Source organism: Flavobacterium sp. B330r (assembly GCF_056824325.1).
In genome coordinates this window covers 3,403,921-3,417,886 of sequence record NZ_CP124860.1, presented here as the reverse complement: position 1 = coordinate 3,417,886, position 13,966 = coordinate 3,403,921, and the positions used below count along the sequence as shown (strand labels likewise).

11 protein-coding genes are annotated in these 13,966 nt (G+C 33.9%); 2 read left to right on the top strand and 9 right to left on the bottom strand.

Annotated features, from left to right (window positions below; genetic code table 11):
• The first annotated feature begins 59 nt into the window (after positions 1–59).
• Both yidD and lgt read left to right on the top strand, forming a co-directional pair.
• A complete protein-coding gene (gene yidD, locus QLQ95_RS15105) occupies positions 60–308 on the top strand; it encodes a membrane protein insertion efficiency factor YidD (RefSeq protein ID WP_428237878.1) in 249 nt (82 codons plus the stop codon).
• A 64-nt stretch (positions 309–372) separates the two neighbouring features.
• Positions 373–1,305: a prolipoprotein diacylglyceryl transferase gene (gene lgt / locus QLQ95_RS15100; RefSeq protein WP_320493975.1), complete on the top strand. Its 933-nt coding sequence runs from the start codon at positions 373–375 to the stop codon at positions 1,303–1,305.
• 55 nt (positions 1,306–1,360) lie between these two features.
• On the opposite strand, the gene QLQ95_RS15095 is transcribed toward lgt, so the two are convergent.
• The 9 genes from QLQ95_RS15095 to QLQ95_RS15055 form a co-directional block, all read right to left on the bottom strand.
• On the bottom strand, positions 1,361–1,972 hold the full coding sequence (locus QLQ95_RS15095) for an acyloxyacyl hydrolase (RefSeq protein ID WP_482500446.1): 612 nt from the start codon (positions 1,970–1,972) through the stop codon (positions 1,361–1,363).
• Between the two features lie 86 nt (positions 1,973–2,058).
• On the bottom strand, positions 2,059–5,049 hold the full coding sequence (gene secDF / locus QLQ95_RS15090) for a protein translocase subunit SecDF (protein WP_482500445.1): 2,991 nt from the start codon (positions 5,047–5,049) through the stop codon (positions 2,059–2,061).
• Between the two features lie 225 nt (positions 5,050–5,274).
• Positions 5,275–6,210, bottom strand: a complete 936-nt coding sequence (mdh, locus tag QLQ95_RS15085) for a malate dehydrogenase (RefSeq protein WP_250835262.1) — start codon at positions 6,208–6,210, stop codon at positions 5,275–5,277.
• 110 nt (positions 6,211–6,320) lie between these two features.
• The gene (gyrB, locus tag QLQ95_RS15080) at positions 6,321–8,261 is read right to left on the bottom strand and encodes a DNA topoisomerase (ATP-hydrolyzing) subunit B (protein WP_095931436.1); all 1,941 of its coding nucleotides are present in this window, start codon (positions 8,259–8,261) and stop codon (positions 6,321–6,323) included.
• Between the two features lie 374 nt (positions 8,262–8,635).
• Positions 8,636–10,252 (bottom strand): asparagine synthase B, encoded by a 1,617-nt coding sequence (gene asnB / locus QLQ95_RS15075; protein WP_482500444.1) that lies wholly within the window; start codon positions 10,250–10,252, stop codon positions 8,636–8,638.
• Positions 10,253–10,563: 311 nt separating this feature from the next.
• Positions 10,564–12,240: an asparagine synthase B gene (gene asnB / locus QLQ95_RS15070; RefSeq protein ID WP_482500442.1), complete on the bottom strand. Its 1,677-nt coding sequence runs from the start codon at positions 12,238–12,240 to the stop codon at positions 10,564–10,566.
• Positions 12,241–12,681: 441 nt separating this feature from the next.
• Entirely contained in the window at positions 12,682–12,879 is a 198-nt protein-coding gene (locus QLQ95_RS15065) for a hypothetical protein (protein WP_482500441.1), read from the bottom strand.
• A 12-nt stretch (positions 12,880–12,891) separates the two neighbouring features.
• Positions 12,892–13,341: a hypothetical protein gene (locus tag QLQ95_RS15060; RefSeq protein WP_482500440.1), complete on the bottom strand. Its 450-nt coding sequence runs from the start codon at positions 13,339–13,341 to the stop codon at positions 12,892–12,894.
• A gap of 65 nt (positions 13,342–13,406) precedes the next feature.
• Complete coding sequence (locus QLQ95_RS15055; protein WP_482500439.1) at positions 13,407–13,937, bottom strand: GNAT family N-acetyltransferase; 531 nt, start codon at positions 13,935–13,937, stop codon at positions 13,407–13,409.
• Positions 13,938–13,966: the final 29 nt, after the last annotated feature.

Sequence of the window (13,966 nt, the reverse complement as noted above, 5' to 3'; positions counted from 1 at the left end):
TGACTGTACACTAAAATACTGAACACTGACCACTACAAACTAACTTATACAAAAAAAATATGTTTTCAAAAATTCTAATATATCCATTTGTATTGTTAGTCCGTTTTTATCAGACTGCCATTTCACCATTTACACCTGCTGCCTGCAGATTTGAGCCAACTTGTTCGACTTACATGATTCAGGCACTACAAATTCACGGACTGTTTTATGGCGGCTATTTAGGCATTAAACGTATCTTGAGTTGTCATCCTTGGGGAAGAACCGGTTACGATCCTGTACCAGAAAAGAAATGCAACCACAAACATTAACTTTTTAGAAAGCGGTACTTTACATTAAATATTTATTTTTACAGCTATATAAAAACATTTATACATGACACACGCCTTAAATTTAGTTTGGAATCCTTCTGAGGGAATCAACTTAGGATTTTTTATGATTCGCTATTACAGCTTAATGTTTGTAATTGCCTTTGGATTAGGATGGTTCTTAATGAAAAAGATTTTCGAAAGAGAAAATGAATCAATTGAAAAACTAGATTCTTTGTTTGTTTGGACTGTTCTAGCAACCTTGATTGGAGCACGTTTAGGTCATGTTTTCTTTTATGATTGGGAATATTTTAGAAATCATTTACTTGAAATTTTCTTGCCATTTAAATTCGAGCCTGAGTTTCAATTCACAGGTTTCCAAGGATTAGCAAGTCACGGAGCTGCAATTGCAATTATTATTGCAATGTACTACTACAGTAAAAAAATACTAAAACGCTCTTTATTATGGATATTAGACCGTGTAGTAATTCCTGTTGCAAGCGGAGCTATTTTTGTGCGTTTAGGAAACTTCTTCAACTCTGAAATTATTGGTCACGAAACTAATTCTGCATTCGGAATTCGATTTCTTCACGATACATTCAGTAAAGCCGAAGCAGTACAGAAAACCGGAATTGCAGACCCTAAAGACGCTTATACCGCAATTGCAACCGATCCAAAATTTGCAACATTATTAGCAGAAGTCCCTTCGAGACATCCAACTCAATTGTACGAAGCTTTCTGTTATATATTTGTATTCGCTATTTTATTCTTTTTATACTGGAGAACAAATGCAAGACTTAAATCTGGTCTTTTATTCGGATTATTTTTAGTGTTATTATTTGCTGTTCGTTTCGTTGTAGAATTTGTAAAAGAAAGCCAAGGAGGTTTTGAAAGCGAATTAGGATTATTTTCAACAGGACAATGGCTAAGCATACCCTTTATCATTATTGGGCTTTTCTTTATCATAAGAGCTCAGAGAAATCCTTTAGCTGAAGCATAAAATCAATTACTCTAAATAAAGAAGCCCAATATCGTACGTATTGGGCTTTTTCTTTTTATAATTGATAAGATATACCAAATTCAATATTCTTTGTATTATAGCCCGCATTACTACTTCCTAATCCAGCATTAGAAACATGTCTTATACTTGGACGAATATCAAACTGAAATTTATTATAACTTGCAGTAAAACCGACCGCCAAAACATCGGCAAAAGCAAAACCTTTAGAAATTCGCTCTGTTTCTGTATCTGTAATCATAGGACCAATACTGCCCAAAACATAAAAAGAACAAACTTGACCAATAGGCTTGCGAATTAAAAAACCACAATTAAGCACATATTCGCGAACATCTTTTAAACGCGTATATTGATCTCTTTTTTGCTGATAGTTTGGTGTTTCAGGCTTCACAAAATAGAAATTCAATAATTGATGCTCAGCAAAATTAATCTCCGGCTGAACTAAAATCTGATATTGAAAATGCTTTGTTTCCTTTATTTTATAATACAGCTGAAATTTATAAAAGTGGTTTGTAAACGTATAGTTTCTATTACTAAATTCACTTCCAAAACCATAATTAAAACCTAAAGAAAAATTTGAATCGTCTTTCTGTGCAGTCATTTTTACAGCTATAAGAAACAATAATACTAAAAGTAATTTTCTTGTCATAAATCATTTTAAAATTCTATTTAAATATAGTACAAAAAAAAGATCCAGCTTTCGCTGGATCTTTTTTTATATAATTAAAACAGTAATTATGCTTTATTATGTTTGTCTTCGATTGTGTGTTTCTCATCACTAGAAATCGTATCAACCAATACAGGAGTAGCGATAAATAATGAAGAGTAAGTACCAACGATAATACCAATTAACATTGCGAAGATAAATCCTCTGATAGATTCTCCACCAAAGATAAACATCGTTAATAATACGATAATCATCATTAATGAAGTATTCAATGTTCTTGATAATGTAGTATTAATAGAAGCGTTTACGATATCTTCGAAACTTCCTTTACGGTTTCCGATGATAAACTCTCTCACCCTGTCAAATACAATTACCGTATCGTTCATAGAGTAACCAATTACAGTCAAGATCGCAGCGATAAAGTGCTGGTCCATTTCCATGTGGAAAGGCATGAATTTATAACATAATGAATAAACTCCTAATACAAACACAACGTCATGCGCAACAGCTGCAATCGCACCTAATGAATACTGCCATTTACGGAAAGATACCATTAAGTATAAGAAAATAACTGCCATCGCTCCAAGAACTGCCCAGTATGAGTTAGTTTTAATATCCTCAGAGATAGAAGCTCCAACTTTAGAAGCTTGTAATACTCCAACTTTTTTACCGTCAAAAGAGTTGATAAATTTATCGTAAGAAGTATTTGGGAAATATTTCTGTAATGAAGCGTATAATTTTTGGTTTACTTCCTCATCAATAGCTACACCATCTTCTTTAATTTTATATTTAGTTGTGATTTTCAACTGATCATCATCTCCTAAAATTTTAGCTTCAACCGGAGTACCGAAAGCAGCAGATAATTCATCAGAAACTACAGTTGCATCAACTTCTTTTTCAAATTTAACTTGGAAAGTTCTACCTCCAACAAAATCAACACCCTCATCTAATCCGTTAACGAAGAAGATAGAAACCAAACTTACTACTGTTACAATAGAAGAGAAGATATAAGTGAATTTTTTCACTTTGATAAAATCAAAGTGGAAATTAGTAAACCAGTTTTTAGTAATATTTGTAGAGAAAGTTAAATCCCCTTTTCCTGCAATGTTTCTGTCAATAAAGATTCTAGCAATAAAGATTGATGTAAACAATGAAGTTACGATACCAATTAACAATGTTAACGCGAAACCTTTAATAGGACCTGTTCCAAAAATAAACAAGATAGCTCCAGTTAAAACGTGAGTAACGTTAGCGTCGATAATAGAACGCATTGCACCATGCCATCCGTAAGAAGCTGCAACTGCTTCAGAAAGTGATTTACCTTCACGCAATTCCTCTTTTGCTCTTTCGTAGATAATAATGTTCGCATCTACCGCTGTACCTAATGTAAGTACGATACCTGCAATACCTGGCAATGTTAATACAAAACCAAAACTTGCCATAATTCCGAATAAGAATAGTAAGTTTAATAATAAGGCAAGATTTGCATACCAACCTGCTTTACCATAATAGAATACCATCCAAACACAAACTAATAAGAAACCTAATACAGAAGAGATTGTACCTGCATCAATAGCCGCTTGTCCTAAAGATGGACCAACAACAGTTGACTGGATAATATCTGCAGAAGCTGGTAATTTACCTGCATTTAATACGTTTGCTAAATCTTTAGTTTCAGCTACATCAAATGAACCTGTAATCTCAGATCTTCCTCCAGCAATAGGACCGCTTGTTACACCTGGAGCAGAATATACGATATCATCTAATACAATAGCAATGTAGCTTTTTTGAGCGAAAGCTCTTCCTGTTAACTCTTCCCAAACTTTAGCACCTTGGCTGTTCATCTGCATAGAAACTGCAGGTTTACCCATTTGGTCAAAAGTATCTTTTGCATCAGTTACAACACCACCGCTCATAGCTGGGTTATTGTCTCTGTTTCCTTTTAAAGCATATAATTCAACAACTTCGATATCAGCTGCACTTTTTACATCTTTAGCTTTAGGATCTTTTATAGTTGTTGGCTTGCTCCATACAAATTTCGCATAGTGTTGGTCAGCACCTAATAAAACTCTAATTTCTGGTCTTTTAAAATATTCATTGATAGCAGCAGTATCTTTAGGAGCAAAGTACCCTAAAACTGGTCCACCACCATTACCAATAATTTTATCAAATAAAGGATTGTTTCCTTTTTTAACGTCTGAAGAATCTTTAGCATCTGTTAATAATGCATTCAATGAATCTTTAACAACTGTTTTAGTTTCAGTCTTTTTAACTTCAGTTTTCTTTAAAGCCTCGTTAGCAGAAACTAAGAAATTACCAATTTCTTCAATTTTATAAGTTTCCCAGAACTCTAATTGAGCTTTTCCACCTAATAATTTTTTAATTCTATCCACATCCTTAGCACCTGGAAGCTCTACTAAGATTCTTCCTGTTTCTCCTAATTTCTGGATGTTTGGCTGTGTAACACCAAATTTGTCGATACGCTCTCTTAATACTTTAAAAGCACTTTCTACAGACTCATCAACTTTTCTTTTGATAACTTTTTGAACTTGCGCATCAGACATTTGAAAGTCTACTCCACCTTCTCCTTGAAGACTTCTGTTAGCGAAAATATCTGGCGATGCCAATTTTACTGTTCCTTTTGAATTTGCTTCAAAAGCTTCAAAAAACTTATTTAAATACGTTTTGTTTCCTTCTAAATTTGCAGATGCATCAGCTAATGATTTATTAAAAACTGGATTTTTAGAATTATTAGCCAAACCTTTTAATACATCTTTAATAGAAATTTGAAGAATCACGTTGATTCCTCCTTCTAAGTCAAGACCTTTATTAAGCTGTTTGTTTTTCACTTCGTTGTAAGTGAAATCAGTAAAACCAAGGTTTAATACTTTTTCTTTACCAATAGAATCTAAATATTTCAGCTCTTTATCAGGATTATCTCCTGCAAAAGCTTTAGCTTCACTTTTGACGCCATTTGCCACAAAAGTGAATGATAGTTGGTAAATACTTACCAATGCAAATAGAATTGCGAAAAATTTAATAAGTCCTTTATTCTGCATTATTACTAAAAATTAATTATGTTTTATTTTTGTTTTTGTTTTAAACTCCCATAAAATAAGCCCTGACATGATTTTTTAAAACAAAAAAACGAGATCACGAATTACCAATTTTTTTTTAAACCGAGCAAATATATAATTAACGAAAATATTAACCAATTTATTTATTAATTAATCTCAAAAAAAAAGCTGCAAAAGTGCAGCTTTTTTTCTTTTTTGCCGTTTTTATTATACTAAAATCGTTTTTAGGGCATCATTCATACTACGAACTGCATCTGCACTTTTCGCAAATAAAGCCTTTTCCTGATCGTTTAAGTTTATATCGAGAATTTCTTCGACACCGTTTTTACCAATTATACACGGCACTCCTATGCATATATCATTTTGACCATATTCTCCTTCTACAAAAACAGAACATGCAATCATTTTTTTCTGATCATTCAAAATACTGTCTACTAAATAAGCTACAGAAGCCCCTGGAGCATACCAAGCAGAAGTTCCTAGAAGACCTGTAAGGGTTGCTCCTCCTACCATTGTATCTGCAGCAACTTTTTGCAATACTTCTTCTGAAAGAAACTCCGATACTGGAATTCCGTTATAAGATGCTAAACGAGTCAACGGAATCATAGTTGTATCTCCATGACCTCCAATTACCATTGCCGAAATATCGTTTGCTGGTTTATCTAGAGCTAATGAAAGATATGTTCTAAAACGAGAACTATCTAAAGCACCTCCCATACCTATAATTCTATTTTTTGGAAGACCTGTGGCTTTTAAAGCCAAATACGTCATCGTGTCCATCGGATTGGAAACTACAACAATTATAGTATTTGGAGAATATTTCAGTACATTTTCGGCAACTGTTTTTACAATGCCTGCATTTATACCTATCAACTCTTCTCTTGTCATTCCTGGTTTTCTCGGAATTCCTGATGTAATTACTACTACATCGCTTCCTGCAGTTTTAGAATAATCGTTGGTAACGCCAGATACTTTAGTATTAAAACCAGTATTTGTCGCACATTGTGTAATATCCAATGCTTTACCTTCGGCAAAACCTTCTTTAATATCCAACAATACTACTTCGCTAGCAATTCCTCTATAAGAAATAACATCTGCACATGTAGCTCCAACATTTCCTGCTCCTACAATGGTAACTTTCATATTTTATACTTTATCGGTTATTAATCTTGTCTATTCTTTAAAAAGACAATTCGTTTAATTGTCTAGTAAATTTAAACAATTAAACGAATTGGAATTATTAAATTTTCATTTTATGCATCAATATTTGCATAAACTGCATTTTTCTCGATAAATTCTCTACGAGGCGGTACCTCATCACCCATCAACATAGAGAAAACCTGATCAGCTTCGGCAAGACTATCAATATTTACTTGGCGTAAAGTTCTGAAATTCGGATCCATTGTAGTTTCCCATAATTGCTCCGCGTTCATCTCTCCAAGACCTTTATAACGTTGAATATTGGCACTTCCTCCCATTCTTTCGTTAGCCTGATCACGCTGAACATCATTCCATGCGTATTCTTTCTTATTTCCTTTTTTAACTAAGTACAAAGGCGGTGCTGCAATGTAAACGTGACCTTCTTCAATAAGTTCTTTCATAAAACGGAAGAAGAACGTTAATATTAAGGTAGAAATGTGGCTACCATCGACATCGGCATCACACATGATGATTACTTTGTGATATCTTAGTTTTTCAAGATTTAATGCTTTACTATCTTCTGCAGTTCCTACTGTAACTCCTAATGCAGTAAAGATATTTCTAATCTCTTCGTTTTCGAATACTTTATGATGCATCGCTTTTTCAACGTTCAAGATTTTACCACGCAATGGCAGAATCGCTTGAAAGTTACGATCACGTCCTTGTTTTGCTGTTCCACCAGCCGAATCTCCCTCGACAAGGTAAACCTCACATCTTGCTGGATCTTGCTCCGAACAATCCGATAATTTTCCTGGCAATCCGCCGCCGCCCATAACGGTTTTACGCTGTACCATTTCACGCGCTTTTTTCGCTGCGTGACGTGCTTGAGCTGCTAAGATTACTTTTTGGATAATCAATTTCGCATCATTTGGATTTTCTTCCAAATAATTCTCCAACATTTCTCCAACCGCTTGAGAAACTGGAGAAACAACTTCTCTATTTCCAAGTTTAGTCTTCGTTTGTCCTTCAAACTGAGGCTCAGATACTTTTACCGAAATAATAGCTGTTAATCCTTCACGGAAGTCATCTCCAGCAATTTCGAATTTTAATTTGTCCAATAAACCAGAAGCATCTGCATATTTTTTAAGTGTTCTTGTCAAACCACTTCTAAAACCTTGTAAATGCGTTCCTCCCTCGTGCGTATTGATATTATTTACGTAAGAGAAAATATTCTCAGTATAACTTGTATTGTAAATTAAGGCAACCTCAACAGGAATTTCGCCTTTATCATTATCCATACTAATAACATGAGAAACAATTGGCTCACGGTTACCATCTAAATAACGAATATATTCTTTAAGCCCTTCATCAGAATGGAATACTTCGCTTTTAAATTCGCCTTTTTCATCAACTTCTCTCTTATCTGTAAAAGTAATTGTGATTCCTTTATTTAAGAAAGAAAGCTCACGCATACGAGCTGAAAGCGTATCGTATGAAAACTCGGTAGTTTGAGTAAAGATGGTATCATCTGGATAAAAAGTCTGGCGTGTACCTCTTTTATCTGTTTCTCCGATTTGTTTTACTGGATATAAAGATTTTCCTCTTTCGTATTCTTGCTCATAAATCTTACCTTCTCTAAATACAGTAGATTTCATGTGAACAGAAAGGGCATTTACAACCGAAACCCCAACCCCGTGTAAACCTCCGGAAACTTTATATGAATCTTTGTCGAATTTACCTCCGGCTCCAATTTTTGTCATTACAACCTCAAGAGCAGAAACTCCTTCTTTTTTATGTAAATCTACTGGAATACCACGTCCGTTATCTTCAACTGTAACAGAACCATCTTCGTTTATTGAGACACCAATAGTATCACAATGCCCTCCCATGGCCTCATCAATAGAGTTATCAACAACCTCATAAACTAAATGATGCAGTCCTCGAACTCCTACATCTCCAATATACATTGATGGACGCATTCTTACGTGCTCCATTCCTTCTAATGCCTGAATACTATCTGCTGAATAATTGTTCTTCTTGATTTCTTCGCTCATATAATTTATTCTAAAATGTATTTATTGTCTAACACGCAAATATATGAAATCGCAAGCTATATACCCATTAAAATACGAGTTAAAGCACTTAAGTTATTAACACAATTGTCTGAAAAACCAAAAAATAAACCCAAAAATGAGTTTAAATTCAAATTTTTTAAAAATCCCACAATTTTAAATATCAAATTCCAATTTTGAAAATCCAAATTCCAAATCTCGAACTCCACATCCCAAATCTGAAAGACCAAATCAAAATTTTAAAATCTACATATTACATTAAAAATAAAAAACCGAAACACATTTAATGCATTTCGGCTTTCTTATATCAGTTCCAAATTGGAATTTGGAATTTCCAAAATTGGGATTTTCCACTTTTAAGCAATAACACTCGTTTTCACAGGTTCAAAATTACCATTTAAATGGGCTGCATTTGCTCTTCCACTTGGATCAAGATTTTCTTGCCATTTCGGAATCCATTTACGAACAGTTTGCGCTGCGCTGACCTGTGGATAGAATTTATGAAAAATTGATCTGTACAAGTACGCTTCTTTAGTCGTTGGCGAGTTATATGGAAATTCTGCACTTGCCCCAAATAATTGCTCATCTGTAACCTGCGACGCACAATACTCAATTAATTCATCAACCCAGTTGTAGCCAACTCCGTCAGAAAACTGTTCTTTTTGTCTCCATAAAACTTCCGAAGGCAAATAAGGATCTTCTGGAGTATCAAACGCTTTTCTTAAAATATACTTTTCAACGCCATCATAGGTTTTAGGCTGTTTTTCTTCTGTTTTAATTCGAATGGCAACATCTAAAAATTCTGTGTCCAAAAACGGAATTCGAACCTCTAAACCATTTGCCATTGTCGTTTTATCTGCGCGAAGTAAATCGGCCGTAAACAACTTCTGAACTCTTTCTATTGTTTCATCTTGAAATTCTTCTTCTGAAGGTGCATTTCTAAAGTATAAATGTCCTCCAAAAACTTCATCTGCCCCTTCTCCTGATAAGATTACTTTAATGCCTTGCTCAGCAATAGCTTTAGAAAGCAGATACATTGGAACACCCGAACGCACAGAAATAATATCATACGTTTCAATATGATAAATTACTTTTTCTAAAACTTTTACTCCTTCTTCTACAGAAAAATGTATTTCGTGATGCTCTGTTCCTAAAAATTCCGCAGCCTTTCTAGCCGCAATATTATCTGGCGCATCAGCATCTAATCCAATAGAAAACGAATGCAATTTCTGTCCTTTTTCTTTTAATAATCTTGAAGTAATAGCCGAAATTAAAGAAGTATCCAAACCTCCTGACAATACAACTCCTAGAGGCACTTCTGCCAATAAGCGTTTGCGCGTTGCTTGAATAAGACTTTCACGAATTAACCCTAAGTTTAATGTCTGATTTGCATTTTTATGATCTTCGTATTCTGGATGATAATATTTTACAAAACCTGTTTTTGCAGTGTAATAATGTCCTGGAGGAAAAGTAGAAAACGATTTACATTGATCTGAAATAGCTTTCATTTCTGATGAAAAATAGATTCGTCCTCTTTCATCTAAACCATAATACAGCGGCTTTACTCCTATCGGATCACGACCTGCAATGTATTTATCGCCGTCCACAACCACAAAAGCAAAATCTCCGTCTAGTTTATTACAGAAATCATATCCAAATTCTTCATAAAGATGCACAATTACTTCAGAATCAGATTCGGTTCTAAAAGTATGATGTTGCAAAACTGTATTTTTCAGTTCCTGATAATTATAAATTTCGCCATCATGCACCATCCAAGCTTTATCAGTTCCTTGAATTGGCTGCCTACCCGAATTAAGATCGATAATCGATAAACTCTCATGACAAAGTATACTGCCATTTTCCATAATGCGAACATCACTTTCATCAGGACCACGATGCAACATTCTTTCAGAAAGTTCTTTTACAAGTTTCGGGTCTTTTCCTTTACCAATTACGGCCAACAATCCAGACATAATATTCTATTTTTTTATTTTTCATTATTGCTCAGCCGTGAAGCGAACATTAAAAAATCATTAAAACTTTCGACTGAAAGCAAAACTAAATATTAATTTTCGCTTTCCATTATTAAATTCGTTAAAATATCAAGTGTTTAACAATAATACTGCAGACACCAAATATATCAAAAGAAAATCAATTAATAGCTTGCCTCTTTGCAGTTCAATGAGAAATTTTAGACCGTAAATTACTTTAGACAAGAAAAACGCTCTCGACAGAGAACGTTTTTCCTAAAAAATATATACTAATTCTAAAAATTAAACTCGTATTATGCTTTAACGTAAGCATCATCGTGAACGCTTGAAACCGCTCTTCCAGATGGATCGTTCATGTTTTTGAAAGCTTCATCCCATTCCAAAGCAATTTTTGTACTACAAGCCACACTTGCTTCCTGAGGCACACATAACGCCGCAGCATCACTTGGGAAATGTTCTGTAAAAATAGAACGATAGTAATATTCTTCTTTTGAAGTTGGAGTTTGTAACGGAAATTTAAACCTAGCATTTGCTAATTGCTCATCCGAAACTTCTCTTGCCACTACTTCTTTCAAAGTATCAATCCAGCTGTATCCTACTCCATCAGAAAATTGCTCTTTTTGTCTCCAAGCCACACTTTCTGGAAGCATGTCTTCAAAAGCTTTACGAACAACCCATTTTTCCATCGGATGTTCTTTGTTGATCATTTTATCTTGTGGGTTAATGCGCATTGCAACATCCATAAATTCTTTATCTAAGAACGGTACACGCCCTTCGATTCCCCAAGCCGCTAAACTTTTGTTTGCACGTAAACAATCGTACATATGAAGTTTTCCTAATTTACGAACGTTTTCTTCGTGAAATTCTCTTGCATTTGGCGCTTTGTGGAAATATAAATATCCTCCAAATAACTCATCTGCCCCTTCACCTGAAAGAACCATTTTGATTCCCATAGATTTGATAACTCTTGCCATTAACCACATTGGAGTTGAAGCTCTAACTGTAGTTACATCATATGTTTCTAAGTTGTAAATTACATCACGAACCGCATCTAAACCTTCTTGAATAGTGAATTTAATTTCGTGGTGAATAGTTCCAATATGATCTGCTACTTTTCTCGCTGCTGCTAAATCTGGCGATCCTTCTAAACCTACAGAAAATGAGTGCAATTGTGGATACCAAGCATCTGTAGTATCATCTGACTCAATTCTCTTTTGAGCAAATTTCTTAGCTACAGCCGAAGTAATAGACGAATCTAAACCTCCAGAAAGTAAAACTCCGTAAGGAACGTCACTCATTAATTGTCTGTGAACCGCAGCTTCCAATGCTTTTCTGATTTCTGGAATGCTAGTTTCGTTGTCTTTTACAGCATCATACTCTGTCCAATCTCTTTTGTACCATTGTACAAATTCACCGTCTTTGCTTGATAAATAATGTCCAGGAGGGAATAATTCGATTTTTGTACAATATCCTTCTAGAGCTTTTAACTCAGAAGCTACGTAGAAAGTTCCGTGTTGATCCCATCCAATATACAATGGAATAATTCCCATGTTGTCACGAGCTACGAAATACTCATCTTTATCAACATCATAAATCGCAAATCCAAAGATTCCGTTTAATTCATCTACAAAACTTACTCCTTTTTCTTTATATAAAGCTAAAATAACCTCACAATCACTTTCAGTTTGAAAGTTATATTTTCCTTCAAATTGTTTACGTAAATCTCTGTGATTGTAAATCTCACCGTTTGCAGCCAAAACCAATTTTTTATCTTCTGTAAATAAAGGTTGTTTTCCTGAAGCTGGATCTACAATAGCCAAACGTTCGTGAGAAAGAATCGCCTTATCATTGCTGTAAATTCCGCTCCAGTCTGGTCCGCGGTGACGAATGATTTTTGACATTTCTAATACTTGAGGTCTTAACGCTTCGGCTTTTTGTTTAAGATCAAAGGCACATACAATTCCACACATAATTTTATATTTTAATTCTTTAAATTTTAATTTGATAAGGCAAAGATGGAATATTAGTTACAATTGAAAAACACAAACATTGATTTCAATTACATTTTATAACCATAATTTTATTTTTACATATAAAATGTAAAAATTAGAAGTAAAAATAAGCTCAAAACTTGAAAATTTTAATTTTGACTAGAAAACCGGTTGAAAATTGAAAGTTTAAAGCCTTTTTTTGAATTAATTTTTGAGTTATTCTATTACAGATGAAAGATTCGTAAAGAAGAGACTGAAAGTTGTTCTGGAATTATTGTTTATCTAGTGTTATCTAGATTTTGAGTCTTACTTGTCATCTTGACGAAGGAAAGATCACACAAGTAATTCCGCATGCTAGTTCGCCAATCTTTATCGAGTTTCTAGTGTGATCCTTCCTTCGTCAGGATGACAACTGTGTGGTTAAGGCATTGCTTTAAAAAAATAAACTATTGCTATAATTACCAACATTCCAATTAGCAACCAATGCTCAAAGGTTTCTCCTTTTATTTGAAACTTATAAAGCTTATCATTTTCCGTAACATCTTTTTTCCATAATTTATGAATCTTATAAAAGGCATAAGAAGCTCCAAAGAATGAGAAACTACATATTAAGTGCATAAAATTCATATACTAGCTAATTTCTTCAATAGTATAATGCGTCTTATTTATTTCAAACTGAAACCCTACTTTATTTCCCATTAAATGATTTCCTAAAGGAGATTGCGGAGAAAGCGCAATAACATTAATTCCGTCAATTGTTATTTTAGGAAGTGCCACACTCACATACAAATAGATTCCGTTTGCTTTAACCAAACTTCCTAAAATTATATTTTCAGTAGTTTTAAGCGGGTCTATTTTGTCTAAAATTGCTTTTTGTTCTATCGCTTCTTTTAGTTTAGTAGTCAGTTTTTCCTGCTCGATATGCATCATCGATAAGGCAGTTTCGTGCTTATCGCCGGCAGAACCTTTGGCATCGTTTTTTGAATCTTCGGTTAGATTTGAAATCATGTCTCTAAAAACATCAATTCGGTCCTGAACCATTTGGGTGTAATGGGAATATATTTTTTCTTTGAAAGTCATTTTTTTTTTAGGTACTGAGGTTCTGAGTTGCAAAGATGCTAAGGTTTTTTTTCTTTGACTAAATTTTATTCGAAAAAAGCTTTTGGATAAACTACTTCTCCACTTACATCTTTTAATCCATCTTCGGTTAATGCAATTACCATACAGTTCTCAGCAGGAACATCAAACGGCATTTTGATATTGTATTTTTCGCAAAGTTCATATCCAAATCTTGGATAATAATCTTGATGCCCAAGCAGAATAACTGATTTATAACCCAAACCTTTTGCTATTTTATGTCCGTATAAAATAAGTTTAGAACCAATTCCTTTTCCTTGAAATTCAGGCAAAACTGAGACTGGTGCCAATGCTAAAGATTCAAAAGAATCAGATTCGTTTACAACCTTTAATTTGGTAAATAAAATATGCCCAACAATTTTATTATCAACTTCTGCGACTATAGACAATTCTGGAATAAAAGCTTCCGATTTTCTTAATCTTTCTACCAAAAACTGTTCTTTATGATCGCTGTATTCTTCCTTTTCAAAAGCTTTTTCTATCAATTGAAAAACACTTTCAAAATCATTTTTATTTTCTTGACGCAGTTTAATTTCCATATTATAAAATTAAAAAAAACAGCCACGAA